Source organism: Peribacillus sp. NPDC046944, from assembly GCF_050272735.1.
Classification (GTDB): domain Bacteria; phylum Bacillota; class Bacilli; order Bacillales; family DSM-1321; genus Peribacillus.
In genome coordinates this window covers 152,838-177,832 of sequence record NZ_JBNNML010000001.1, presented here as the reverse complement: position 1 = coordinate 177,832, position 24,995 = coordinate 152,838, and the positions used below count along the sequence as shown (strand labels likewise).

Below are 24,995 nucleotides of genomic sequence, written 5' to 3'. Positions count from 1 at the left end.
TCTATCTTTCTTTAAAGGATAAGGAGGAATTGAATGTCTACTCAAAAAAGTAAAGATTTTCAAAAATGGGGTGTACTTCTTACAACGTTAGTTGCTTCTGTCACGGTTATTATGAATGCGTCATTACAAAATGTTGCAGTACCACAATATATTAAGACGTTTGACATTACCACTGTAAAAGCACAATGGATTATATCGCTTTTCTCATTATGTTTTTTAATTGCAATGACGGTAGCACCGTATTTTGCTAAAAAATATGGTTATCGGAACATTTTCTTAGGTGGTATTGTATTTTTAACAGGAGGCGCGTTTGTTGGCGGTTTTGCTCCAACGTTTGAAATTATGTTATTAGCTCGTATATTCCAAGGGTTGGGTGGTGGTTTAATTACGCCGATTTGTTTGGTACTCATCCGTGAAAATTTTGGAATTGAAAAGCAAGGTTTTGCAATGGGATTATGGTCATTTTCAAATATGCTTGCCCCAGCCATTGCTCCGATAGTAGGTGGTTTAATTTTAGAAAATAGTTCTTGGAATTACTTATTCTTTGCGAATATTCCAGCTATCGTACTTTGTTTTATTTCAGTATTAATTTTTCTTAGAGGTTATAATAAAAAGTCAACAGAAGTAAATATTTTCGACTGGTTAGGCTTCATTTTAATCTCAATAGGGTTAGTTTCGTTAGTTTTCGCTATTGAGCAAGTACAAAAACCAGTACAGCCGTACATGCCATATGTACTGTTTACGGTAGCTATTGTATGCCTAACATCATTTGTATTCCATTCGTTAAAAGGTAAGCAACCGTTATTAAATGTACGTATTTTAAAAAATACCCTATTTACGTCAAGTCTTATTATCGTAGCTTGCTGTTCGTTTACCATGACAAGTCTTACATTTATCGTCCCCATTTTAATGCAACAAGTATTAGGTGTAGGTCCAACGCTTTCTGGAATGGCAACACTTCCACATGCCCTGATGGTTGGTGTGTTTGGTATTGTGGGTGGTACATTATTGGACAAATATGGCCCGAAAACAGCTATCTACCCAGGCTTGTTGGTTTTATTAGGTGCAGCATTCTTCATTTTCTTCACATTGGATACATTACCAATTTGGGCAATTATCGTATGTATAGGTATGATCGGTGTTGGTAATGGTATGCTAAGTACGACTACAGTAGCAACTGCCTTAAGTAAAGTGAATCAAAACCAGTTACGTGAAGGTGCGTCGATGGTTAATATTGTGAAACACATCGGTAAAGTAATTATTGTCGTAGTTGTTGCCTTTATTTACGATGGCCGTAAAGTACATTATTTAGCAGGGAATTATGCAGAAGGCCAAGCTGGCATGGCAGCTATCCAAGACGTTTATTTATTCCTTGGAGGGTTCTTACTATTAATGCTTCCTGTTGTTTGGCTGATTTGTAAAAAATATAAAGAGCAAGTTACCTATAGTTCTTTAAGTGAAGATGAACTATTTGTAGAAAAGGATTCAAAACCGATATTACAAAGATAATATAAAATAGCAAAAGAGATGTCTGGAAATTGATTAGGGACATCTCTTTTTGTTTAGGAATTTAACCAGACTACATTTATAGTTTGCTAGCACATAAATACCTTAATTTTTTAATGTTTTTTCCTTTTTAATAATTCTAAATAATTATGAATATTTTTTTAATGAAAAGTGATATGATATTTGAATTTTTTAGCCTTTATACTTTAAACAAGAAATGTAATTATGCGTCGCCTGGAGATTTATAACTACAATCAATAAAGGTCAAAGGTATTTCTTATTTAGCGCTAGATATATAGGAAATTGTAAGTTGAGGCGTAATAGTAGTTGAATAGCACTGATGATTTGTAAGCGGTATCAATTAATTGATTTTTATTTATTGAAAACTATGGAATGGGGCTTCTTTGTGAAGGGTTAGTAAAGGATCTTGTTATTACAAAAAAATGAGGTGGGTTTTAAATGGAAAAATTTTTATATGCTCCAGAAATTGCAAAATTAGGGCACGTGGCTTTAGTTTCTGAAAACCTTGAAAAATCACTGTGGTTCTTTAGAGATGTTATTGGTCTTGAAGAAACTGAAGAAGTAAACGGTACCCATTATTTACGCGCATGGGGTGATTTTGAGCACCACACGCTATCGATTACTGCGGGTGAAACATCGTATATCGATCACATTGGTTGGAAAGCAAAGCGCCGTGAAGATGTTAATACGTTTGCTACACTTTTACAAGAAGCTGATACAGAAGTACGTTGGGTTGCAGCAGGTGAAGAAACTGCACAGGGTGAAGCAATTCGCTTTGAATTACCGTCTGGCCACCGATTCGAAATTTATTATGATATGGAAAAAACGCCAGCAGATGATGCACGTAAATCGGTTCTTAAAAACCAAACATATAAAGCATGGCGCAAAGGCATTTCACCACGTCGTATCGACCATGTAAACTTACAAACAAGTATGGAGAACTCTGAGATTGTTCAATACTTAAAAGAAAAACTAGGGTTTAAACTACGTGAATACTTTATGAATCCAAATGACGTGCAAACAGCTAGCTGGTTATCGGTAACAAACTTAGTGCATGATATTGCAGTTGTTTCAACTGAGCGTTCAACGGCCCCAAACCAAATGCACCACATTGCTTATTGGTTAGACAACTCTCAAGACATATTACGTGCAGCTGATATTTTATGCGAAACAGAAATGAAATTCACAGGTCCTGGAAAGCATGGTGTTTCACAAGCAATGTTTATTTACGTAATCGATCCAGGTAGTGGCTTACGATTAGAAATCTTCACAAACGGTTACTTGATTTTCGAGCCAGATTGGGAGCCAATCGCGTGGAATTACGAAGAATTCATTAAACATGGTTCTACTTACTGGGGTGACCACCGCCGTGATGATGTGGATCGTGAAAAACAGTTGCGTGAACTTATTCAATCTCGATAATTTAGATAGTATAGTAAGACCACTCTGAACGTCAGAGTGGTCTTTTTTCTTGAGCCAAGTTACGAATGTATGGACATATTTGATTACTTATCACGAGAATTGTAGCTCATCTAATAGAATTAGTGATTCTAAAATAAGGAGCAAATACGCTGAGAAAGAAGAATCTTTTAAGCTTTTTTGGAGTAAGCTTTCAATGCGTTTAATACGATATTGCAACCCACCCATTGAAATGGACAGTGCTTCCATAGTTTCTTTTAATTTTTGTCCATTTGATAAATATTTGTATAGTGTGTAGAGCAAATCTTTCTTTTTGATATCATTGAAATCATATAATTCCTTTAGCAATTCTTTAGCGGTGGCATGCAATTGGGTGGCATTCATGTTGGCTATAAAGTTGCCGAGGAAGCCCAAATCTTCGTAATATTTAATTTGATCTTGATTGGATATCCTTGCAGAGATGGTTGCTTCTTTAAGTGATTCTTCAAATTCCATTAGGTCCTTATAAGAGTTACTAATGCCAATGGAATAAAGGTAATTCGAATTTCGTTTTTCTATATATTGAATAATAGATTTTAGAGACTTTGCAAAGCGTTTTTTGTCAGTATATTGCGTATTTAAGATGACAATATTTTCTCCAAGAATTGAAAAAAGAGACGGTACAGAGTATGTATTAAAATGTTTTGAAAAGAGTAATAGTTGCTCATGCAAATCGATTAACAAATCGGATTTTTGCTTTTGAGAAATCTGAATTACAGTGGTGGAAAATGGTGATTTAATTTTAAAAGGGAAGAATTTCAAATATGATTCAAGGTCATTCATACTATCGAATTTTTTATGAATTAATCGATCGAAAAGAGTATGTGTAAGATGCTCTTGTTCTTCGATTTTTGCATTTTCATATAACAAGCAGAGTGATACGACATTAGATAAACGGTCAAGGTATAGATGGTCATTTTCATCCATGGATTGAGAAGATAAGTATATAAATGAACAATTAGCATAGTGCTTTTTATTGATTAGTACGGGTGAAATTAGTTTTGAATGGATAGGGGACTGGTAAAAAGAGTTATTCGAATATTTTTGAGTATATCTTAAACTATGTTGCTTATCCTTAATTAGTTGGAGCTGCTTTTCAGAAAGACCTATTTGTAAAATTTCATCACCATGTAGGTTTTCAATGAGGATAGGAATGTGTAAAACATCATAAGCTGATTGGATAATTTCTTGTAAAGATAGTTTTTCGGTTACACTTTGTGTGAGGTTATTATGAAATGTTGAAATTTTATCTAGTAACTGTTTGTGATGTAGTAATGCATCATATGTTGTCTCTAATTCATTAATAATATTCGCAGATTTATAAACTTTGATATTGTCTGGACTCCAATTTTCTTCTAGGCGAACCTCAAATTCACAACATGAATCCCCCTTAGCCACACACTTTGTCTCAACAGCAACGAGCGGATGATTGTATTTTGTCGATAAAAATCCACTAACGTATCCACATAATGTGAAACATTCACATTGGGTAGAAGGTTCAAAGTATTTTTTATGTAAGCTAGCCTCAAATGAATCAATCCATTGTCCTTTAATGTGCTTAGCACTTCCATTTAATAGTTTATTAAAGTTAGGATCGATGATTACATCTCTAACATGACCATACATGGCATGCATACTTTTAGAGCCGCGGTGGGAAGATTGATCTTTTTGTAATTCTTTGGCATTCGCAGCAGAGACCCCGATTTCATAACTAAAACGGAATAAGAACCCCTTGGTTTTATATGAACCGATATTTTCTAATAATGTTTTTTTTAAAGTGACAAAAGAACTTGTAGATACTAACAGATTATTTGAATCTAGTAATAAATTTGAAGTGGTGTTTAATCCCATATATACGCCTCCGTTGTTGTATCTATAGTGCCATAGTAAATTAATTCTAATTGATAGCTTGATAATTTTCAATATTCAAAACAATAAATAAACATTTTTAGAAACGGATTTTTAATGAAAAACCATATTATATTCTCGTCTGAGAAATTATAAGCTGTTGTTAGAAGTAAGGAAGATTATTTTAGAGGGGAGGACATCAATAATTATGAAAGCGGTATCAGTGAATGGGGTTTAATTATAATTTACATGTTACCTAAAACTTTTATATAACTATAAACGATTTCTGGATTGCTAAAAAAACTTATAAATTATAAATAATAAATAATGAGGGGCTGACAATGGTATGCGTCTAGGTAACGATTATTATGATGGATGGGTGTTAGCAAATGGTGTGAAAACGCATTATTGTTGGGCTGGAACAGAAGGTCCGGCTGTCATTTTATTACATGGGGCTGGACCAGGTGTTTCTGGTGAGGCAGGTTGGCGATATATGTTACCTGCCTTAGCAAAAGCAGGGTTCCGTGCGTATGCAATTGATCAAATATCAATGGGTTATACGGATAAACGCCCGCATGCATGGCCTACTAGAGGTCATCAAAGCCTCGTAGATCATGTAGCAGACTTTGTTGAAGCACTTTGTTTAGATGAAGTGTTTATCGTAGGTAATTCACAAGGGGCATATGTAGCAGCGAAGTATGCAATTGATCATCCCGAGCGGGTGAAAAGAGTTGTACTCATTGCTAGTGCATTAGTTGCTAGATCAATGCGAGATACAATGCCGGAACCAGAAAACAACAAGAAGCTTTTAGACGTTATAAAGTATGATTATACGCTGGAGGCAATGCGTAAATTCGTTACATCAAATACCTATAACGAGTCAAAAGTCACAGAAGAATTAATTCAATTCCGTCATGAAACAGCTAACTTGTCAGGTGCAAAAGAGGCATTACAAGCTTCTAGAGACTATCAAGACAGAATGAACCGTGAACCGAAACTATGGGATCGTTTCTCTTTGAAAGATTCTTTGCCTAATTTAAAAATCCCTGCCAAATTCATTTGGGGCAAGCAAGATAAAATTGCAAAAGTTGAAATGGCATATGAATTGGAATCGAAATTGCCAAACATTTCTTTTGAGTATTTGGATGAATGTGGACATCAATGTCAAACTGACCAGCCAGAGATTGTGAACGAGAGTGTCATTCAATTTTTTAATGAAGAAGTACATTCCGAAGTTGAAATGGAAAGGATGATGTAAAATGGCTAGTACGTTAGTTGAAACAAACTTATATGATGAACTTATGGCAAGTGCAACAAGAATAGGGGAAATTGCAGAGGCTGAAGCATTAGAGGCAGATAAGAATGCAACAGTATCAAAAAATGTAATTAATGCGATTCGTGAAGAAAAAATCCATCGTTTATTACTACCTAAAGATTACAACTTTCCACAAATTGACTTTTGGACTTATGCAGACTTAATTAAAAAGGTTAGCTATTATAACTTGTCAGCGGGTTGGTTGACATGCTTTTACTCATTGCATAATGCATGGGTATCGTATTTACCGAAAAGCTTCCGAGACGAAGTCGTTGCATCAGATGGTTTTGTAGCAGATGTGTTTGCACCTGTTGGTCAAATTGAAGAGTGCGAAGGTGGATATTTAATTTCAGGTCAATGGAACTTCGTGAGTGGTATTTTACACTCAGAATGGGTAGCCTTAGGTGCTTTAATGCATTTTGATGATTCAGCTGTAAAAGAAGGTGCTGGTGTTTGTGTTCGAGTAGCTGACTTAACAATTATAGAAAATTGGGATTCTTTGGGGATGCGAGGTAGTGGAAGCCATACTGTTATTGCAGATAAAGTTTTCGTTAAAAGGGAAGCTATTCTGCGTATGAGCAATATGCAGGAACAAAGCCGACCACCAGAAGCTGACTATGATAAAGATTATCTATACTATGATATGCCGTGGTTCCCAGGATTCTATATAGGCTTCGCATCAATGGCTGTTGGTGGGGCAGAGCGTGTAGTAGAAGAATTTAAGAAACATACAGCTGGACGTGTTCGTATGAACGGTACTAATGAACATGAGTCCCCGACCAGTCAACGTGTACTTGCCGAAATTAGTATGGAATTAAAAGCTGCACAAGCCCTTTTAAATGAATATATTGCTCAAATGTACAGAGATAAAGATCAGCCATATAATGAAGCTGAATACAAAGCAATGCGTGCATCGTTGATTAGAAAATGCGTAGATATTGCAGTTCGTAGTTTATTAACATTAGGGGGACATGCTATTCTGAAAGGTCATCCGCTTGAATTATTCACGCGTGATTTATTAACAGTCGGTACACACTTAAGTTCTTTGTATGAAGATGCAGTAAATATCTACGGTAAGAAACTATTTGGATTCCCAGTAGTTACTCGAGGTTGACTAGTTCAGTATTTATTAGCAAATGAATCACTCAGTTAAGTTAATAGCCTTGATTAATAATACTAAAAAGCGAATTCCGAGAAGTTATAGGAATTCGTTTTTTATCGAAATTTTTATTGCTTCCTTCACCCTCCAAATCCCTGTATAGATATCCCGGCTCCGGGACAATCTAGTTTAGATTACATATCCAGGAGAGGAGTGGTTTGGATGGACCGCACGATTGGTTACTTACGTGAGATCTTGTCTAATTATACGGATCAATACCCGGAGGCACAGCACATTTACGATAAAATAAAACATGGTCAGTTCCATTCGGAGAAAGAACTCGTTCGTGAGCTTACTGGAAAGGAATCAGAACTTCTTAACCGAATTCTTCCTAAGGAAATGGAGCATGCAAAAGAAGCGATGGATTCTGAGCGTTATACGCAATTAAATGAAGTGTATGAACAACTGATTATGTGAGAAAAAAACCTTGTCCATGTTTCTCACCGGACAAGGTTTTCTTATTAGCCTATTCATCCATGCTAGTCAGAGAATCCATATGACTGGCAATCATCGAGATGATGGTACCAGCCTCTTCTTTACTGAACATGAAGTTCGTTTCATCTCTTAAAATAATGTCGTCTTCTTCTGTCCAAATCCGATTGACCCGTCTCAGCAGTCCATCACCTGTTTCCTGGACGATTCCGAATTGATAGGTGACCTCTACTTCGTTTTCTTTTATATAAGCCGTTACTTCTGGCGTTTCCCATTCAACATCGATTTCGAATACCTCAGAATCATCGTTTCCTGTTGAAGGATAGGACATGGAGCCTGACACGATTTCCAACCCATTATTGTCGTCATCGAGTTCATAGTCGTATTCGTCGTCGTCCCCTTCTATGTAAGCATGGAAGGTTTCATGGACGGCCTCCACGATATCTTCAATATCAGGTAATAGCACCTTGCTTATTTGCCCAAAATCGATGTCGAAGGATTCCATATAAAATTCTTCACTTTTCGGATCGAAAAACAGGGCGCAAAAATTCTCCTGCTCATCTTCATCTAATTCTGTATAAAATTCGATGCGTGGATGTTTTGCTCCTCGCTCCACGGTCATGCTGCCAATCCGATCGTATTTGTCACAAATTGATTGAAGATGGTCCTGCAATTCCCCACATACTCTGTCAAACCATTCTAATGACATTTCATCCACATCCTTTCGTTCCTTATTGTTTACCAAAATACGAAATACACTCTCGTCCAAAATATGTATTTTAAAAGGGGGATAACTCTACCATGACGAATACTATTTGAAATGACCCGATAGGAGGGTGTGCTATTGTCAGCGTTCAAAAAAATCATGATGGGATTCCTTGGTATAAGTCTCCTTGCTGCATGTGAGGACAAACAACCATTCAATGACGATAAGGAAGCGGTACATGCAGAAAAAGAAGTCGGGGATGCCAAAACGGGGAACGATGAACCTTCGTATGAAGCCTATAAATATAATGGAAGACACTTATATGGAGGGTGGATATCAGAAGGAACCTATCTTCTCATTTTAAGGGACCCCATCAGTACCTATACCATGCAAAGGATAACGAGAGATGATTATGAAGAGGTACGACATTTTGAAATAGTCAAACCCATTGACAATACCATGACAGGTGTACTTTATAATGAAGAACATCGAAATCGGACGACCACATTCACACTAAAACTTAGCGATGACCATACGAAACTGACGATTACCATGCCGGATGAGCCTCCTGTTACATACAAACAAACCGTGATGGAGCCTAACGAATTTAATCCTACTTACGAATGGGGATTTGAGGAATAAGCCGTTTCTGACGATCTTAAAAGGGAAAGTCGAAATCCCTACAGAATATACAGCGGAAATTTGTTAAACTATAGACAAGTGACGACTGAAGGGGAGTTTTGATTTGTCGATTCAAATTTATATCTTAGGTAAATTGGCTGAAGAGAATAGTTATCCATATAAGTTGAAAAAGCAATTATCCGAACCAATTCCTATTGATAAATTTACGGGGATAAGCGAAAGTAAATTATATTATCATTTTGATAAGTTAGCGGATATGGGGTTTATCCGTGCTGTGGAAACCATTAAGGAAGAGAACAGGCCAGACAAGCATGTCTATCAAATTACAGATCCGGGACGAGAAGAATTAAACAAGCGGATTTACCAAACGTTTGAAAAGGCCACTGAAATAAATGAAATGTATATTGCCCTTTCCTATATCAAGCACGTGAAGGTAGAGAAAGTACTCACGATATTAGAGGAGAAAATTGAAAAACAGCGTAAGACTTGGGAAACCTACACAAGCTTCAGCCACGAAATTGATGAAAATGCTGAGAACTATTGGGGAGTTAAGTTTATTCAGGAGCATGCACACAGTCGGGCGCAGCACAACGCCGAATGGCTGGAAGAACTTAGAGCACGCATAAAAGAACGGGCATGACTTCCTGAGCAGCTCACTTTTTGAAAGCATGATGCTTTAGTTTTGAAAAAATAATCTACCCATGCAATCAAGGGTGTATCGTTAGTAAGTTCTATCAGGATAATCATAGGTGATTTCTAGTGGAGACAGCGTAATGGCTGTCTCCTTTTTTAATTGAGTTTATTTTCACTGCCATGCTACTTTTCCCCCGAAAAAGTTTATATAGAGGGTGAAAGGGGGTGAGCGACATGGCAAACCAAATCAAATTATCGACAACGTTACGATTGGATTTCGAAACGGGCCTCAATGAAAAAGGGGAGATCGTTTTCAAGCGTAAATCCTTCTCTAACATTAAAACGGATGCATCGGTCGATCAGTTATCGGCGACTGCCAAGGCCATTGCGAGTGTGCAGAATTATCCGATGGGTGAAGTGAACCGCGTGGATACGAACGCCATCATCGGGTAAGTGATGTGAGGTCGGAAAACGAGGGAGGTGACAGGTATGGCTAAAGCATTGGAAATGATCTTCGTAACAGAAGAAGGAAAGTCGTCGACGATTTCTGTGGATAATCCAAAGGAACCGGTGGATGTGAATCAAGTGAAACAAGCAATGCAGCAAATCATCGCGCAAAATGTTTTCATCACCTCATCAGGAGATTTCGTTAGCATCAAGGGAGCACGCGTGGTCGAGCGTAATGTCGAGGATGTCGAAGTGCTTTAAAATCAGTAACGGTTGAATTATCTCTTCTGACGGTCGAATTATTGGTCGTAACGGTCGAATTAATGCCTATAACGGTTGAATTAATCGCCACAATGGTCGAATTAAGCTCATTTTTGAAGGGATGGTCCTTCAAAGATGAGCTTTTTGTTCGTACATGCTCTATTTCCTAACACAATCCAAAGTGTAACAGCTTGATTAAGGTTAAAAGTGAGATATATCACTGCAATTGAGCTCGACTGCCAACCATTTATGGCGATAGTCCACGTCCTAGCAGTAAAAAGACGGAAGGTATAATCTGCTTTCCGTCTCGCTCATTTTTAATCAGAGCCAGTCTTTAACATAAGCAACTAACCCAAATACCCCACCTATTCCCATTCCAAAGAAAACAGGAAGAACAAGACTGGATTTATTTACCGACTTAGGCCTATCCAATAAAATACCTCCTCTGTAAATAATTTATAATAGATAGTACGGAAAGAGTGAGGAAAAGTTTCAACTTTCTTGTTGTTAATAATAATCCCAAGCTCTTTCATATAAGTCGAGAAGGTCGGGTCTATTTAATGAATTAACGGGGATCTCAAAATGCTTACCCTTGATGGTTATATCTTGATCTTCATCTTTGCCGAAGTAAAAGAGAGATGGAATCATTTCATCCGCAAGATAGGTAGTTTCCACTTTTAGTTCAGCAGTTTCAATATCAAACTTTTCCCTGGAGGCTAATGTGAAACCCCAATTACCAAACGAAGGAATATCTAAATGATAATTATCCACATATAACCCTGTCGATTTCACGGTGTTACTGATCGTCCAGAAAGCCGCTGTAGCAAATACAGGGGAAGTCGATTGAATAGAAGTAAAGCCAGTTGGTGTCAGGTGGTTCCTAACTAAGCTATAGAATTCCCACGTATAGAGTTTATTCAAGGACTCGTTATTCGGATCAGGTAAATCTACAAGGATGACATCATATACGTCATCGGCATTCTTCAAATAACTAAAGGCATCTTCATTAATAATATGAACTTTTTTAGAGTGAAAGGAGTTTTGATTCAACTTCGTCAAAAGTGGGTTCTCTTTGGAAAGGGTCGTCATTTCAGGATCCAAGTCTACCAGGGTAATGTTTTGAATCTCTTTATACTTCAATAATTCCCTTGTCGCCAACCCATCACCACCACCAAGGACCAGTACATTCGTATTCTTGTCGGAAAGCGACATTGGAATATGAACCAGCGCTTCGTGGTATCGATGTTCATCTGATTCAGCGAACTGAAGCTGTCCATTTTGGTATAAACGTAAATCTCCTGTATCTTTCGTCATGATAATCTTCTGGTATTTCGTATCTTTGGAAAAAACGATGGGGTCTCTATAAAGTTTCTGCTCCAATGTATGGGCATACTGTTCCCCATATAAAAAACCTAAGCCAATCACGATGGTTAATAAGATCCCCGTCAGTCTGATATACGTTTGTTGAATCTCTTTTTTAAATGCAAAGCTTATCCAGAGGGCCACGATGATATTGATAAAAGCGATAAAAAATCCGGTCTTGATCAGTCCCAGCATCGGTTTTAGCCAAAAAGCAAAAGCCACGGTCCCCAATAGACTACCAACATAGTCCCATCCCAGTACATTAGCAGTCGATTCCTTTAAGTCGGCATCAATTTCTTCGGATTTCCGAATAAGTAGGGGCACTTCCAATCCTGTAAGATAACCGGTGATGATGATGATGGCAAATAAAAAGACCTTGGATGTCCCATCCCCGAAATTTGCTTGTATGTAAAAAACGGAGAAGATGGAGAAACCACCGATTAAGGCAATCAAATATTCCGTTATCACGAATTTGGACATCAAGTGGCGATGGAATTTACCGCTATGCATGGCCCCAATGCCCATCCCGCTCAAAAACAAGCCAATGGTTAAACAATAGAATAATGTGGAATCCCCGAAAAGATAGCCACCAGCGGCTCCATATAGTACCTGGTACACAATCCCACATATAGAAACAATCCCGGAAGACGTGAAGATTCTTCTTTTTTGAATGTGGCTTGCTCTTTCTGACATACTGTTCTCTCCTTCACAATCTATAATGATCCATCAAAAAAGAACCTGAAAGAACTCAGATTCTTCATGTTAGTCCGTCTTATGAAATGGCACCTGAAATGATAAAGGCGATAGCGAGGGATATAGCGGCTGCAATGATTCCAACCGATACTTTCCCTTTTTCAATCTCTTTTCTCACATCCAATTTCGGTGTAGCGATCTCAAATATAAAATAACCGATCATCATCAAGATAAAGCCGATGATGCCCCATATTGCGGCACCCAGTAAGGAATTATTTGTGTCAACGGCAGTACTCATGATGTAGGTGATACCCAAGATTTTCCCCGCAAACTGAATAGCGACCGCACTGTTCCCGTTTCTGATCAGTTCAAAATCATTGTACGGTGTGATTTTTTCGAAAATCCACATACAAACAATGGATACTACACCCAATACCAAAAAGTAATAGATTGTTAGTAACACTTCCTGTACGTCTATAATGTTTTCAAACATTTCTTATATCCCCCTTGTCATTTCCCGGTCCCCGGACCGCCACCACGTACAACATCACCATTTCGAATGCTGTCCGGATCTGATGATTTTTTCACATTGCCTGTCCCTCTATAACTGCTACCCGTGTATGAAGATCCGGATTCGTCTTCCTCTTCATCCTCCATCAAAGAATTAGTGGGGATACTAGTGGAGTTATGATTTCTAAACGCGTTAACATAACCCTTATAGCCCAGCCGTTTCTTTAATGTTTTCGAGTCTACTTGATTCCAGCCATACAAAGTGGTAGCCACACTTAAAACGCCGAGTGTTTCCATAAGAGGAAAGTCATAGCTATTTTCGGCAAAATCCTCTTCGACGACTTCAATGATCGTATTAGCTGGGTTTAGTTCATCTTTCATAATATGTATGACTTCATCTGTTGAGTCTTCTGGATAGAGGAGAAACATCTCTTCCTCACTACTTACTGAAGCATGATCGGGTTCTGTGTCCGTCCGGATCTCACTAGCAACCTCTGAAACACTTTTACTATAAGCCTGATAAACCGTTCCATGATCCCCTAAGTCATTTTCAATCGTATCAATTTCTTGATATTGAGAAGAAATAAAGGAATTTCCACAAGCAGCTAAAAATACGGATAACGAAGTAAGTATGACGGCCATTTTCTTCATGACTTTCCTCCTTGATTGTTGTCTTTAATATAATAGTATATTTTAGTGAAAAATTGTAAAAAAAATAATAAATGGGAAGATGTAGGGATCCTATTGCGAATTAGTTCCTTTTTGTGGTAAATGAAGGAGAGAGAAATTATAATCAATAGATAAAAAAGACACCCGTTGAGAAATGGAATAGGGGGATACAGATGTGCATAGGTGTAAAAGAGTAATGATTGGATGGCTGATGATAGGTAGCCTTGTTGCATGTGAAGAACCAGCCATTCAAGAAGGAAAGTTCCAAGTGCAAGAAACAAAAGAGGGGAAAGACTTAGTGGAAACGAGCGATGTGCCTTCTTATAAGACCCCTAAGTATTTTGGTAGCCAATTGTACAATTATTGGGTATCGAATGACACGTACCTTATTATCATGAGGGATGAAATCAGTACGTATACCCTTCAGAGAATCACAAAAAATGAGATTGATCCACTTAGGCATTTTGAAATCGTGAATCCGACTGGTTCCACAATCACGGGTATCTTATATAATGAAGAAAATCGAAATCGCACTACCCTTTTCACTTTGAAATTAAGCGAAGATAAAAGGAAACTAACCGTTACGATGCCAAATGAAAAGCCGATTACGTACAAAGAAACGGACCTGGACCCGCATGAATTTAACCCTCGTTTTATTTGGGAAGACATTAAGTTTGAGTAAGTAGGTTTCTTTACGTTTAATAGAATGTGGCTGGCTTGACTTTGTGCAAAAAGTACAAGATAAAGTCTGAAATCATTTACTGACAAGAGGCGGCCTAATCACAACTCTTCTCGAAATGTTTCCCTTCACTGGGGCTTTTTCCTTCTGGTGGCGACCAAGAGCCTTGGCACAACTCATTGCTCAAGGAATACGAATACGTCCACCCTTTTTCGTTTTCAAATTCTACATTTACGTGATACGGATTATAGTTTCTCCCAATGTCCCTACTGAATTGCCATCTTTGATTCGGATATTTGTCCTCAAGATAGTGGTTGAGTTGTTCAGTCTTCTTGGATACTTGATAATCAACCCAATAGGGGCGAATAACAAAGAATGCAAGCACGAATACGGTAATGGAAGAGGCCATTAGTAAACTCATTTTCCTGATCTTTTGTGGCAATAATAAGGCAGTGGCATACAGCATAACTACAAAAATAGTAGACCCTATAATTTCTAATACTGTTTGTGGATACAAGGGAAATCACTCCTTCAAGGAACTATTATTTTTGTGGGAAATCATTGAATATATAAAAAAGACGAAAAAGCACCTTTGCTTTTCGTCTTTTTTTTCATTTATAAGAAACGCTTCCTGATACTTGGTGAAGGCAACATGCAGCTTTCTTCCTTTTTCCCGAACCATTTATAACGGTTTTTGGCAATGAAATCATAAGCGGTGTTCCGAATGAAACGTGGGACAATGACCAAGCCATAAAACAGCTTCCAAGCGCCTTTCAAATGGCTACATATCCTTAGTGCTGCAGTCGATTTATAGTAGGCCTTGCCATTCTCAAGCAAGACGATGCTATCGATATTCCCGGGAACCTGATACTTCTTCTGAAACTCTTGTCCAGTTGGACTTTGAAGGGAAGCAAAACGAAACAGCCCCTTCGGATCGCGCTTTATGATGAATTGGACACTCGAATCGCAAAAGTTACATTCACCATCAAATAAGATGACAGGATTCATGAACTTTCCTCCTCAAAAGAGACGTGTAGAGAATGCCTCATCCTTTCTCTACCCACATTACTGTGATGGAAACGTCTTTGGTTTTCGATGTTCTTTCTTTTATTTTACATGATTTATTCCATATTTACGCATTTTATGAAAAAGTTTTACCCGCCATGCTACTTTTCCCGCTAAAAAGTTTATATAGAGTATGAAAGGGGGTGAGCGACATGGCAAACCAAATCAAATTATCGACAACGTTACGATTGGATTTTGAAACGGGCCTCAATGAAAAAGGGGAGATCGTTTTTAAACGTAAGTCCTTTTCTAACATTAAAACGGATGCATTGGTCGATCAATTATCGGCAACAGCCAAGGCCATTGCGAGTGTGCAGAATTATCCGATGGGTGAAGTGAACCGCGTCGATACGAACGCTATCATCGGGTAAGTGATGTGAGGTCGGAAAACGAGGGAGGTGACAGGTATGGCTAAAGCATTGGAAATGATCTTCGTAACAGAAGAAGGAAAGTCATCTACGATTTCTGTGGATAATCCAAAGGAACCGGTGGATGTGAATCAAGTGAAACAAGCAATGCAACAAATCATCGCGCAAAATGTTTTCATCACCTCTTCAGGAGATTTCGTTAGCATCAAGGGAGCACGCGTGGTCGAGCGTAATGTCGAGGATGTTGAAGTACTTTAAAATTAGTAACGGTTGAATTACCTCTTGTGACGGTCGAATTATCCGTCGTAACGGTTGAATTAATGCCCACAATGGTCGAATTATTTGCTAATGTGGTTGAATTCATGGTGATTCAACTACATTCATAGGCAGGCTCATCTTGGAAGGACAAGTCCGGAAGCGGTGAGCCTGTCCTTTTTGACTAAAACTACTCAAGGCAGGTGAATAAAAGTGGACCAAATCCTACCGTTTGTCAGCGATATCGGGTTTCCCATCATTGTAACCTTGTACTTGCTTCACCGGATCGAAACAAAGCTGGATACATTGAACGAAACCATTGTCGAGCTGCCAGAACGCTTGCGAGAAGGATTCCAAAGTCAATTCAAAGGATAAAGGGAAACACCGTGGATGATAGCTTCCACGGTGTTTTTATTATGCAGTTCAGGTTAATCGAATAGATATATGTTACTTTATAACTGTTTATTGATAACTTTTTTGTTTATTTTTTCCGTTTAGGTTTTATTATGCTAGAAATCCATTTACAATTAAAAAAAGAAAATTTTGAATTTTGTGAGGTGAACGGTTTGGGACATAAAATGATTATGACTGCTGGCTACCCTGAAATGGCTATACTGATTCGAGAACTTGCAAATGAATTAAGGCTGGATATAACCGTTGTAGAAGGAATTTTAGATGAAGCGGCGCAGGAAGTAAAACGATTAGTGCAAACAGATACATATGAAGTAGTCATTAGTCGGGCGGGTACAGCGGCGAAAGTAAGAGAAGTAATCGATCTTCCCATTGTGTATTCAGATTCGGAGCATCTCGATTTACTTCAAGGATTTATCGAAGCAAAGAAGCTGGGCGATCGAATTTGTTTCATTACTTTTCCAGAGGAAGGATTTTTATTTAACTTTGAAGAAGTGACTAAGATTCTAGGTTTCGAGGTCTCCTTTTATCCATATCAATCAGATCGTCAATTGATCGAACAAATAAAACAAGCGAAAGAGGATGGCATGGATGTGATTGTAGGAGGTGGCGTGCGGTCAGCCAATATTGCATCAAGCTATGGGATGAAAAGTATGTACTTACCACCCAACCCCCGTACAATTAAGCGGGCCTTGGTTCTAGCCGATCAAGTAGCAAGGGATCGCGTCATGATCAAGGAAGAGGCAGAGCGGTTAAATGCTGTAATCAATGTTTCGGAAGAAGGCATCATTTTTTTGAATGAGGAAGGCATCATTGAGTCGATGAACGCTGCGGCTGAAAAGATTTTCAATGTGAGCAGGACAGACTATATAGGGAAAAGTAAGGAACAAATTTCATTGGTGGAGTTAAAGAATATTTTATTGAAAAGCAGTAAACACATTGAGGGTGGGAACTTTACGTTAGGAACTCTTAATGTATCATACAGTCCTGTTATTGTCGGGTATACGAAGATTGGAACCTTTGTGAATTGCAGAGAGGTTAGTAAAATTCAAAAGTTAGAACAGAAAATTCGACGGGATTTACATGTAAAGGGACATACGGCCAAATTCACATTTGATGAAATCATTCATGAAGATCCAATTATGGAGGAAGTCATTGACTTGGCAAAGGAGTATGCAAAGACGGAGTCCACTGTTCTTATAATAGGAGAGAGTGGAACCGGAAAGGAACTTTTTGCACAAAGTATACATAATGAAAGTAGCCGCAACAAAGGTCCTTTTGTTGCCATAAATTGTGCAGCCTTGCCTGAAAATTTATTGGAGAGTGAATTATTTGGCTACACGGAAGGGGCATTCACTGGTGCAAGTAAGGGTGGCCGTCAAGGTGTATTTGAATTAGCACATGAAGGCACGATCTTTCTAGATGAGATTGGGGAAATCCCGACGCATATCCAAACCAGGTTATTACGAGTCCTTCAAGAGAAAGAAGTTATGAGACTTGGTGGAGAAGGGGTCATTCCGATTGATATTCGAGTGATTGCAGCCACGAACAAAAATTTATGGGAAATGGTGGATAAAGGTGAGTTTCGATTAGATCTCTATTTTAGGCTTAGCATATTGCATTTAGACGTTCCAGCCCTTAGAGAACGGGGATTAGATATCCCATTGCTTGTGGATCAACATTTTCAAAAGTTAAATCATTCGATTCGCTTTTCTGATTTATCCTTACCTATCCAATATTTCTTCAAGAATTATAGTTGGCCTGGGAATGTACGGCAACTTGAAAATGTCGTAGAGCGGTATATCCTCTATTCGAAAAATGTAAAAAAAGAAAAATATTTCATAGAAGATATTTTGAAAGAGATGGGTGAGGGACAAAAACTGGAATCCCAGGGAGATGAACTAATCGTTCGAACAGGAACGTTAGATGAAATTAATAAGCAAGTGATTATGAAAATGTTAGAAGAACATAACGATAATAAAAAGGTTGTGGCCGAATTACTAGGGATTAGCCGAACAACATTGTGGAAGAGAATATCAGAAATATAAAAAGTCAAAGTGGATCCCTTCCGCTTTGTATTTTTTTGGAGTAATCTTACGCGTATGTTTACGAAATGAACGTTTTTATATGGATGTTTAAATAATGAACAGGTTATTCGGCAATTTGTTAGAATTTAAGCCATTTTATATTTGGCATGGATTTTGCTTATTAAGTTAATAGGAAGGGGGAGATTACAAGTTGCAAAGTAGTATTAGCGCCGTATCATATGGACAAATCCGTGTCATTACATTAAATGAGCCGACTAAAATGAATGCGCTATCATATGAGCTGAAGCAGGAATTACTTTCAGAGTTACAATCCTTGCAATTCAATCAAGATATAAAAGTCATTATCCTGACCGGTTCAGGCAAGGCGTTTTGTGCAGGTGGTGATGTGAAAGCCATGCAAGAGCCTTATGATGCTGAAAGTATTCGAAGAAATATGGAACTCTCTAAACATATCATTATGCTCATCCGTAATTGCGAGAAGCTCGTCATTAGCATGGTGAATGGGGTAGCCGCCGGAGCGGGAATCAGCCTAGCGTTAGCAACGGACTTATCAATAGCGGAGAAGAATGCGAAATTCATATTGGCCTTTAAGAATTTAGGACTTATTCCGGATTTAGGATTACATTATTATCTACCAAACATTATTGGAGAGAAGAAAGCAAAAAAGTGGTTCTGTGATGGTGCGAGCCTAACGGCTATGGAGGCATTAGGAGAAGGACTCATCAATGAAGTTGTAGAAGAAGGAGCGGGAATGGAGTACGCAATAGAGATGGCGCAACAATTAATTGAAGGTCCCGTTGATTCTTTTATCGTATCAAAATCATTAATCAACCAACAAAGTAATGACCAAATCGAAAAAATCATGACACTCGAAAATATGCATCAAACACTTTTGCGTGGGAATGAAGATCACTTGAAGCGTCTACAAACTTTCTTTGCTCAACGGAATTAATGGATAGATCAACAAATAAAGGAGGGATTCATTTATGAGAATTCGAAAGTATTCGCGCTTCGTCTGGCTGTTCATGGTTGTCATCATTTTATCGGCTTGTAACGTTTCTGCAAGTAATGGGGTAGTCAAAAAAAATGAAAATGGGGATTACAAAGTAACGATGACAACAGCCGGTACAAGTGGTTCATTCTATGCCATTGGAGCGGCCATCTCACAAAATCTAAACAATAATGCAAAGGGAATTTTCATTACGAATCAGGCTTCAGGTGGTTCTGTTGAAAATGTTCGATTATTGGACCGCAATGAGGTGAATTTCGCACTTGTAGGTGGGGATAGTGCTTTAGCTGCTTATAATGGAACACATGAATTCGAAGGAAATGCCCGTTCGGACGTATTACGCGGTGTAATAAGCCTATACGAGCAGCCCCTTACATTGGTTGTTTTAAAGGATTCCAATATTAAATCATTTAATGATCTGAAAGGAAAACGTGTGGCTGTGGGTGCGCCTGGTAGTGGTTCGGAACTGAAAAGTAAAGAGGTTCTGGAAGTTTTGGGGTTGCCTTATGACGAGGGGGTCAAGCAAAAGTATCTGTCCTTTGCAGATGCCATTGAAGGAATGAGGGATAACCAAGTAGATGCAACATTTGTTTGGGCAGGAGCGCCAGCATCAGCCGTGCAAGAGCTAGGGAGTACACGGGACATAGATATTGTTGGCTTCACAGAAGAAGAAAGTGAAAAAATATTTGAAGAAAACCCATCCATTTTTCCTTATGTATTGCCAGGTGGTACGTATAAAGAGGTAGAAAATGATGTAAGGACTTTGGCCATCAATACCCAAATTGTTACACGTAACGATATACCTGATGAAGCAGTGTATAACTTTGTAAAAGGATTCTTTGAAAATATAGAAGAAATCCAGCTTGCACATAGCTCTATGAAAGAAGTAAGTATGGAAAGTGCCGTGCAAAACGTCATTGAGATGCATCCAGGTGCGAAACAATATTTTGAAGAAAGTGGAGCTATAAAGTAATTAAAAAGGGGGAAAAAATATGGAGCATGAACCTCAAAAACCACAACACCATTTAGTGAAGAAAATTATTTTCATCACGGCCATTGTCTTATCGATTTTCCAGTTGTATACGGGAGGGTTCGGTTTACTAACGCCCATGTTACAACGAAGTCTCCACCTATACTTAATTCTAATATTAGTATTTTTAATGTACCCCATTAAACTACCAAAATCTTGGCGGATACTCGATTTTATTGCCGTTGCGTTATCGGTTAGTTCAGGGATTTATATATTCTCTACATATGAAACGCTTTTGTTTCGTGTAGGTGCGCCAAATGCATTAGATGTTTTCTTTGGTGCGGTGACTATCATTTTAGTACTTGAAGCAACTCGACGTGTGGCTGGGTTAATTTTAGCGTTAATCGGCACAGCCTTCATTTTCTATTCATATTTTGGTTCGTTTTTCCCGAGTGTTTTTGAGTCTTCGAACATGTCGACCAATCGTTTCATGTCATTAATATTCCTTTCAAGTGAAGGATTATGGGGAAGCACTTTAGGGATTGCGGCAACATTTATTGCCCTATTCATCATTTTCGGTGCGTTCTTGAATGCAACGGGTGCTGGTAAGGTATTTATCGATTTGGCTTACTTTTTCGGGGGTCGTTATCGTGGGGGCCCAGCAAAAGTAGCGGTTGTATCGAGTGCATTAATGGGGACGGTTTCAGGTAGTCCGGTAGCCAACGTGTCATCGACAGGACAATTTACCATTCCATTGATGAAAAAGATCGGATATAAGCCAAAAGTGGCCGCTGCAATTGAAGCAGTTGCTTCAACAGGTGGTTCAATGATGCCACCAATCATGGGCGCTGGCGCCTTCGTTATGGCGGAAATGACTGGGATTCCGTATTCTGAGATCATCATTGCTGCCATCATACCGGCCCTTTTATATTATTTATCCATTTACTTCTATGTGGATTTGGAAGCAGCCAAGGAAAACTTACGAGGGCTTTCGAAAGCTGATTTACCTAACTTGAAAGAAACGTTCCTAGCAGGATTCCATCTGTATATTGGTTTAGGTTGTCTTATATACTTGCTTGTATTTGTTCAAGCCTCTCCGATGTATTCGGCATTCTGGTCAATTGTCGCATTAGTCGTGTCCTATATCGTATTCTATTTCAAACAAGTGAAATGGAATTTCTTCATAGATGCATTAATTGATGGGGCAAAAGGGATGGTTCTGACAACCGTTGCCTGTGCCACGGCCGGTATCGTCGTTGGGGTCGTTAACTTAACAGGTGTGGGTGTAACATTGACTACACTAATGGTGAACGTAGGCAGTACCTCGATTATCTTAACGCTAGTTGTAACGATGATAGCGTGTATCATCATGGGAATGGGGCTTCCCCCGACTGCAGCATACATTCTACTTGGTGTGTTAACGGCACCGGCACTAATCAATTTGGGAATTGAACCGATATTCGCCCATATGTTTGTATTCTACTTCTCTTGTCTAGCACCAATCACACCACCAGTAGCCCTTGCATCCTTCACAGCGGCGGGAATCGCCAATAGTCATCCACTGAAAACCAGTATAACTTCTGCAAAGATTGGACTTGTTGCATTCTTGATTCCCTACATGTTCATATACGGTCCGGAATTGTTAGCACAAGGGAAAGTATCGGCCATAATGTGGACCATATTAATGGCCTGTATAGGCGTTTTCGTATTAGCGATGGCCATGGTTGGCTGGTTGAAGCGAAAACTATTCTGGTATGAACGGGTATTGGCTTTTATCACAGCCGTATTACTGATATCGGCAGGAATGCTTACGGATATTATTGGCCTGGGTCTCCTTGTTGGTTTGTTAGCCCTTATTTACACGACAAGGAATAATCCGGTCGATGCTGTTGATACAAACTTGGAATTAACAAAATAAATAGATTTTATTAAAGGATGTGAGTGAATATGGAAGTATTTACTCCTCTTTTTTTAAATGACGTTAAGTTTGGATGATGTGTATGAAGCTTTATTCTTTATATATCGCAGCTATTTTTGTGTTCATCGCTGTTTTTGGAATACGTCCTTTAACCTCTTTATATGCCAGCTCTCTAGATGCGACGATGTTCCAGATCAGTTTAATCACGATGTGTTATTCGGTTGGCCCTTTATTGATAGCCATTAAGATTGGAAGATTCATTGATCAATACGGAGAAAAAATACCCATTTTGATAGGGGCTTTGGGGATTGGCATCTCAGCATGGTTACCCGTTTTATTTCAAAGCATCGGTATGCTCTTTGTATCGCAGTTCTTATTAGGAACCAGTCAGATCTTAACGATTGTTGCCTTGCAAAATGGGGTTGCCAGTGCCGTTCCAAGCAGTAATCGTGATAGGGCAGTCGGGACATTTAGTTTATTTACTTCGACAGGCATGTTCATTGGTCCATTTGTCGGTGGATTCACTACAGATTATTTTGGCTATTTAATGGCCTTTATCGTGCTAGCCTGTGCACCGATTGTTAGTTTTATAGCAACATTAGGCATTCAAACGACGAAAAAGAAAGAAACAAAGAAAGCTAAAGACAATAATCTGGCCGTGACACAACTTATTGGTCAAGTCCACTTGAGAAAAACGATTATCGCTGGAATGCTGGTGCTCTCGGCCTTGGATTTGTTTTATGTGTACTTTCCTTTATATGCAGAAAGTATAGGGTTCACAGCTTCCCGGATTGGCATTTTACTATCAGTAATGGCTGGTGCTAATATGCTTGCAAGGATTTTTATAGGAAAGCTCATCACTTTATTTGGGCGCGTTAAAACGTTATGGCTTTTTATGCTCATTGGGGCAGTTGGGTATGCGTGTGTGACGTTTACGAGTAGTTTTGCCGCCTTATTTCTTATCGTCTTTATTATAGGAGCTGGTTTAGGTGTGACACAGCCACTGACGATCATACTCACGTATAATTTAGCGCCAGTAAACCAAACGGGAGAAGTGTTGGGTATTCGTTTGGCGGCTAATCGTTTATCACAAACGATACTCCCCTTTCTTTTCGCTAACTTAAGCACATTAATCGGTCTTGGGTCGATTTTTATTTTTAAGGCACTCTTATTAGGAATCGGTTGCCTATCGGCCAAGGGTATTCAGGAAAAACAAGCTACAATCCAAAAGGAGGTACAAGATGTCAAATAAGATAGTGGGAACACCTGTACAAGTTACACATGAATTTGCAAAGTTCATTCATGATTTTCATCCAGTCCAACTAGACCAAACAGTAAAAAAACAAGTGCATCATATTTTAACGGATTATTTTTGCGCAGCCATAACGGGATCTCAAACAGAAACAAGTAAGAGGGTATTACATTATTTAATAGAAAGCGAAGGAACGGGGAAAAGTAACGTCATTGGTTCAAAGCATAGGCTTTCCCCAGCAAATGCCGCTTTTATCAATGGAACGAGTGCACATTGCTTGGACTTTGATGATGGCCATACACATGGGTCGGTTCATCCCGCTGCACCAATCATCCCGGCCGTACTGGCGATTGCGGAAAGCCTACAGTCAGAAAAGGATGAACTATTAAAAGCCATTGTCATTGGCTATGAAGTTTGTTTGAGAATTTCCGCCGCCATACACCCCAATTCTCGTAAACGCGGTTTTCATAATACGCCGATTACCGGAATTTTTGGCGCAACGGCTGCTGTATGCTATTTGCATAAAATGGACGTGGAGGAGATCCAAAATGCTTTCGGAATCGCCGGTAGCTTTGCGGGTGGACTCTTTGCTTTTTTAGGAACAGGTTCTGAAGTGAAACGGATCCACCCAGGACAAGCAGCAAGAGATGGTATACACGCAGCCTTATTAAGTCTTCATGGTCTAACAGGTCCAACCAATGTTTTGGAAGGGACCAACGGATTCTTTGAAGCATTCGCCGGGGACATAAATAATGAACGGTTATTTGCAAATCTAGGAACTCAATATGAAATTTTCAATATTTATTTCAAGCCATATCCATGTTGTCGGCACTTACATGTGGCGATTGATGTGATAAATGAAATGAAGAAAATATTTTCAATCGATGTTGAAGAAATTCGAGCCATTAAAATCGGGGTAAATGAAATTGCCGCGATGCATCATCATAAGGAATGTACTAATCTATTGGATGCACAAATGAGCATGCCCTATGCAGTTGCTTTGGCTTGTCTACATGATGAATTGCATGTGGATTTATTCCAACCATCCCATGCACCTGAAGAGGTTTGGGAATTAGCGAAAAAAATTGATGTGTACGTGGATGAAAAGGCAAATGAGCTGTATCCAGAGTATCGCGCAGCAAAAGTAGATATGGTAATGAATAATGGAGAGGAATGGAGTCACTTTATCGATAATCCGTTAGGTGAACCTTCCAAACCATTAACTACAGAACAACTCCAAACGAAATTCACGTCCAATTGTAACCCGATTATAGGTGTGAAACCGAGCCAAGTTTTCTTAAAGGGACTTAGTAGTGAAAAAAACACGGATGTTTTTTATCAAATTTAGGGGGCTACAA

The 24,995-nt window shown here is 38.8% G+C and carries 26 protein-coding genes; 19 read left to right on the top strand and 7 right to left on the bottom strand.

The genetic code is table 11. The features are described 5' to 3' along the window. The first annotated feature begins 33 nt into the window (after window positions 1-33). Window positions 34-1,509: an MFS transporter gene (locus tag ACQKIC_RS00925; RefSeq protein ID WP_402986855.1), complete on the top strand. Its 1,476-nt coding sequence runs from the start codon at window positions 34-36 to the stop codon at window positions 1,507-1,509. Between the two features lie 456 nt (window positions 1,510-1,965). Continuing rightward, window positions 1,966-2,949, top strand: coding sequence for a VOC family protein (locus ACQKIC_RS00920; RefSeq protein WP_402986854.1), 984 nt, complete (start codon window positions 1,966-1,968; stop codon window positions 2,947-2,949). Between the two features lie 90 nt (window positions 2,950-3,039). On the opposite strand, the gene ACQKIC_RS00915 is transcribed toward ACQKIC_RS00920, so the two are convergent. After that, window positions 3,040-4,836: a V4R domain-containing protein gene (locus tag ACQKIC_RS00915; RefSeq protein WP_427590739.1), complete on the bottom strand. Its 1,797-nt coding sequence runs from the start codon at window positions 4,834-4,836 to the stop codon at window positions 3,040-3,042. A 343-nt stretch (window positions 4,837-5,179) separates the two neighbouring features. Here ACQKIC_RS00915 and ACQKIC_RS00910 point away from each other — a divergent pair, with 343 nt between their 5' ends. The 3 genes from ACQKIC_RS00910 to ACQKIC_RS00900 all read left to right on the top strand — a co-directional run bounded on the left by ACQKIC_RS00910 (window position 5,180) and on the right by ACQKIC_RS00900 (window position 7,724). Next, window positions 5,180-6,091, top strand: a complete 912-nt coding sequence (locus tag ACQKIC_RS00910; protein ID WP_402986850.1) for an alpha/beta fold hydrolase — start codon at window positions 5,180-5,182, stop codon at window positions 6,089-6,091. A 1-nt stretch (window position 6,092) separates the two neighbouring features. Beyond that, the gene (locus ACQKIC_RS00905) at window positions 6,093-7,262 is read left to right on the top strand and encodes an acyl-CoA dehydrogenase family protein (protein ID WP_427590738.1); all 1,170 of its coding nucleotides are present in this window, start codon (window positions 6,093-6,095) and stop codon (window positions 7,260-7,262) included. A gap of 207 nt (window positions 7,263-7,469) precedes the next feature. After that, window positions 7,470-7,724 (top strand): sporulation protein, encoded by a 255-nt coding sequence (locus tag ACQKIC_RS00900; protein ID WP_402986846.1) that lies wholly within the window; start codon window positions 7,470-7,472, stop codon window positions 7,722-7,724. A 49-nt stretch (window positions 7,725-7,773) separates the two neighbouring features. Here ACQKIC_RS00900 and ACQKIC_RS00895 read toward each other — a convergent pair whose 3' ends face one another. Continuing rightward, window positions 7,774-8,448 (bottom strand): hypothetical protein, encoded by a 675-nt coding sequence (locus ACQKIC_RS00895; protein ID WP_402873672.1) that lies wholly within the window; start codon window positions 8,446-8,448, stop codon window positions 7,774-7,776. 135 nt (window positions 8,449-8,583) lie between these two features. Here ACQKIC_RS00895 and ACQKIC_RS00890 point away from each other — a divergent pair, with 135 nt between their 5' ends. The 4 genes from ACQKIC_RS00890 (at window position 8,584) to ACQKIC_RS00875 (ending at window position 10,428) form a co-directional block, all read left to right on the top strand. Continuing rightward, on the top strand, window positions 8,584-9,087 hold the full coding sequence (locus ACQKIC_RS00890) for a hypothetical protein (protein ID WP_402986843.1): 504 nt from the start codon (window positions 8,584-8,586) through the stop codon (window positions 9,085-9,087). 103 nt (window positions 9,088-9,190) lie between these two features. Next, window positions 9,191-9,727: a PadR family transcriptional regulator gene (locus tag ACQKIC_RS00885; RefSeq protein WP_402873677.1), complete on the top strand. Its 537-nt coding sequence runs from the start codon at window positions 9,191-9,193 to the stop codon at window positions 9,725-9,727. A gap of 227 nt (window positions 9,728-9,954) precedes the next feature. Then, the gene (locus tag ACQKIC_RS00880) at window positions 9,955-10,173 is read left to right on the top strand and encodes a DUF1659 domain-containing protein (RefSeq protein ID WP_402986841.1); all 219 of its coding nucleotides are present in this window, start codon (window positions 9,955-9,957) and stop codon (window positions 10,171-10,173) included. A 36-nt stretch (window positions 10,174-10,209) separates the two neighbouring features. Further along, window positions 10,210-10,428 (top strand): DUF2922 domain-containing protein, encoded by a 219-nt coding sequence (locus tag ACQKIC_RS00875; protein WP_402873702.1) that lies wholly within the window; start codon window positions 10,210-10,212, stop codon window positions 10,426-10,428. Window positions 10,429-10,935: 507 nt separating this feature from the next. Here ACQKIC_RS00875 and ACQKIC_RS00870 read toward each other — a convergent pair. From ACQKIC_RS00870 to ACQKIC_RS00860, 3 genes are all read right to left on the bottom strand, one after another. Further along, window positions 10,936-12,483, bottom strand: a complete 1,548-nt coding sequence (locus ACQKIC_RS00870) for a polyamine aminopropyltransferase (protein WP_402958023.1) — start codon at window positions 12,481-12,483, stop codon at window positions 10,936-10,938. A gap of 79 nt (window positions 12,484-12,562) precedes the next feature. Further along, window positions 12,563-12,976: a DUF350 domain-containing protein gene (locus tag ACQKIC_RS00865; RefSeq protein WP_402958021.1), complete on the bottom strand. Its 414-nt coding sequence runs from the start codon at window positions 12,974-12,976 to the stop codon at window positions 12,563-12,565. Between the two features lie 17 nt (window positions 12,977-12,993). Continuing rightward, window positions 12,994-13,644, bottom strand: a complete 651-nt coding sequence (locus ACQKIC_RS00860) for a DUF4247 domain-containing protein (RefSeq protein ID WP_427590737.1) — start codon at window positions 13,642-13,644, stop codon at window positions 12,994-12,996. Window positions 13,645-13,858: 214 nt separating this feature from the next. On the opposite strand from ACQKIC_RS00860, the gene ACQKIC_RS00855 reads away from it, so the two are divergent. Further along, on the top strand, window positions 13,859-14,344 hold the full coding sequence (locus ACQKIC_RS00855; RefSeq protein WP_427668496.1) for a hypothetical protein: 486 nt from the start codon (window positions 13,859-13,861) through the stop codon (window positions 14,342-14,344). A 94-nt stretch (window positions 14,345-14,438) separates the two neighbouring features. On the opposite strand, the gene ACQKIC_RS00850 is transcribed toward ACQKIC_RS00855, so the two are convergent. Together ACQKIC_RS00850 and ACQKIC_RS00845 are read right to left on the bottom strand one after the other, a co-directional pair. Next, complete coding sequence (locus ACQKIC_RS00850; RefSeq protein WP_427590736.1) at window positions 14,439-14,858, bottom strand: hypothetical protein; 420 nt, start codon at window positions 14,856-14,858, stop codon at window positions 14,439-14,441. A 98-nt stretch (window positions 14,859-14,956) separates the two neighbouring features. Next, the gene (locus ACQKIC_RS00845) at window positions 14,957-15,349 is read right to left on the bottom strand and encodes a thiol-disulfide oxidoreductase DCC family protein (protein WP_402873700.1); all 393 of its coding nucleotides are present in this window, start codon (window positions 15,347-15,349) and stop codon (window positions 14,957-14,959) included. 209 nt (window positions 15,350-15,558) lie between these two features. On the opposite strand from ACQKIC_RS00845, the gene ACQKIC_RS00840 reads away from it, so the two are divergent. The 9 genes from ACQKIC_RS00840 (at window position 15,559) to ACQKIC_RS00800 (ending at window position 24,985) form a co-directional block, all read left to right on the top strand. Further along, window positions 15,559-15,777, top strand: a complete 219-nt coding sequence (locus tag ACQKIC_RS00840) for a DUF1659 domain-containing protein (protein ID WP_402873680.1) — start codon at window positions 15,559-15,561, stop codon at window positions 15,775-15,777. A 36-nt stretch (window positions 15,778-15,813) separates the two neighbouring features. Continuing rightward, entirely contained in the window at window positions 15,814-16,032 is a 219-nt protein-coding gene (locus ACQKIC_RS00835; protein ID WP_402873702.1) for a DUF2922 domain-containing protein, read from the top strand. 210 nt (window positions 16,033-16,242) lie between these two features. Further along, complete coding sequence (locus tag ACQKIC_RS00830; RefSeq protein WP_402873704.1) at window positions 16,243-16,404, top strand: YvrJ family protein; 162 nt, start codon at window positions 16,243-16,245, stop codon at window positions 16,402-16,404. A 191-nt stretch (window positions 16,405-16,595) separates the two neighbouring features. Continuing rightward, a complete protein-coding gene (locus tag ACQKIC_RS00825) occupies window positions 16,596-18,488 on the top strand; it encodes a sigma 54-interacting transcriptional regulator (protein WP_427590735.1) in 1,893 nt (630 codons plus the stop codon). Window positions 18,489-18,678: 190 nt separating this feature from the next. Next, on the top strand, window positions 18,679-19,440 hold the full coding sequence (locus tag ACQKIC_RS00820) for an enoyl-CoA hydratase/isomerase family protein (protein ID WP_427590734.1): 762 nt from the start codon (window positions 18,679-18,681) through the stop codon (window positions 19,438-19,440). Window positions 19,441-19,474: 34 nt separating this feature from the next. Beyond that, window positions 19,475-20,470, top strand: coding sequence for a TAXI family TRAP transporter solute-binding subunit (locus ACQKIC_RS00815; RefSeq protein WP_427590733.1), 996 nt, complete (start codon window positions 19,475-19,477; stop codon window positions 20,468-20,470). Between the two features lie 19 nt (window positions 20,471-20,489). Continuing rightward, window positions 20,490-22,385: a TRAP transporter permease gene (locus ACQKIC_RS00810; RefSeq protein ID WP_427590732.1), complete on the top strand. Its 1,896-nt coding sequence runs from the start codon at window positions 20,490-20,492 to the stop codon at window positions 22,383-22,385. An 82-nt stretch (window positions 22,386-22,467) separates the two neighbouring features. Next, complete coding sequence (locus tag ACQKIC_RS00805) at window positions 22,468-23,637, top strand: MFS transporter (protein ID WP_407406335.1); 1,170 nt, start codon at window positions 22,468-22,470, stop codon at window positions 23,635-23,637. Further along, window positions 23,627-24,985, top strand: a complete 1,359-nt coding sequence (locus ACQKIC_RS00800; RefSeq protein ID WP_427590731.1) for an MmgE/PrpD family protein — start codon at window positions 23,627-23,629, stop codon at window positions 24,983-24,985. Before ACQKIC_RS00805 ends, ACQKIC_RS00800 begins: the two co-directional genes overlap by 11 nt. Window positions 24,986-24,995 lie beyond the last annotated feature (10 nt).

Bases quoted from the DNA above. Each gene is read 5' to 3' on its own strand.
- ACQKIC_RS00865 (WP_402958021.1), bottom strand. From the start codon at position 12,976: ATGTTTGAAAACATTATAGACGTACAGGAAGTGTTACTAACAATCTAT.
- ACQKIC_RS00810 (WP_427590732.1), top strand. From the start codon at position 20,490: ATGGAGCATGAACCTCAAAAACCACAACACCATTTAGTGAAGAAAATT.
- ACQKIC_RS00805 (WP_407406335.1), top strand. From the start codon at position 22,468: ATGAAGCTTTATTCTTTATATATCGCAGCTATTTTTGTGTTCATCGCT.
- ACQKIC_RS00895 (WP_402873672.1), bottom strand. From the start codon at position 8,448: ATGTCATTAGAATGGTTTGACAGAGTATGTGGGGAATTGCAGGACCAT.
- ACQKIC_RS00915 (WP_427590739.1), bottom strand. From the start codon at position 4,836: ATGGGATTAAACACCACTTCAAATTTATTACTAGATTCAAATAATCTG.
- ACQKIC_RS00900 (WP_402986846.1), top strand. From the start codon at position 7,470: ATGGACCGCACGATTGGTTACTTACGTGAGATCTTGTCTAATTATACG.
- ACQKIC_RS00835 (WP_402873702.1), top strand. From the start codon at position 15,814: ATGGCTAAAGCATTGGAAATGATCTTCGTAACAGAAGAAGGAAAGTCA.
- ACQKIC_RS00880 (WP_402986841.1), top strand. From the start codon at position 9,955: ATGGCAAACCAAATCAAATTATCGACAACGTTACGATTGGATTTCGAA.
- ACQKIC_RS00860 (WP_427590737.1), bottom strand. From the start codon at position 13,644: ATGAAGAAAATGGCCGTCATACTTACTTCGTTATCCGTATTTTTAGCT.
- ACQKIC_RS00815 (WP_427590733.1), top strand. From the start codon at position 19,475: ATGAGAATTCGAAAGTATTCGCGCTTCGTCTGGCTGTTCATGGTTGTC.
- ACQKIC_RS00840 (WP_402873680.1), top strand. From the start codon at position 15,559: ATGGCAAACCAAATCAAATTATCGACAACGTTACGATTGGATTTTGAA.
- ACQKIC_RS00920 (WP_402986854.1), top strand. From the start codon at position 1,966: ATGGAAAAATTTTTATATGCTCCAGAAATTGCAAAATTAGGGCACGTG.
- ACQKIC_RS00845 (WP_402873700.1), bottom strand. From the start codon at position 15,349: ATGAATCCTGTCATCTTATTTGATGGTGAATGTAACTTTTGCGATTCG.
- ACQKIC_RS00905 (WP_427590738.1), top strand. From the start codon at position 6,093: ATGGCTAGTACGTTAGTTGAAACAAACTTATATGATGAACTTATGGCA.
- ACQKIC_RS00800 (WP_427590731.1), top strand. From the start codon at position 23,627: ATGTCAAATAAGATAGTGGGAACACCTGTACAAGTTACACATGAATTT.
- ACQKIC_RS00870 (WP_402958023.1), bottom strand. From the start codon at position 12,483: ATGTCAGAAAGAGCAAGCCACATTCAAAAAAGAAGAATCTTCACGTCT.
- ACQKIC_RS00875 (WP_402873702.1), top strand. From the start codon at position 10,210: ATGGCTAAAGCATTGGAAATGATCTTCGTAACAGAAGAAGGAAAGTCG.
- ACQKIC_RS00910 (WP_402986850.1), top strand. From the start codon at position 5,180: ATGCGTCTAGGTAACGATTATTATGATGGATGGGTGTTAGCAAATGGT.
- ACQKIC_RS00925 (WP_402986855.1), top strand. From the start codon at position 34: ATGTCTACTCAAAAAAGTAAAGATTTTCAAAAATGGGGTGTACTTCTT.
- ACQKIC_RS00855 (WP_427668496.1), top strand. From the start codon at position 13,859: ATGATTGGATGGCTGATGATAGGTAGCCTTGTTGCATGTGAAGAACCA.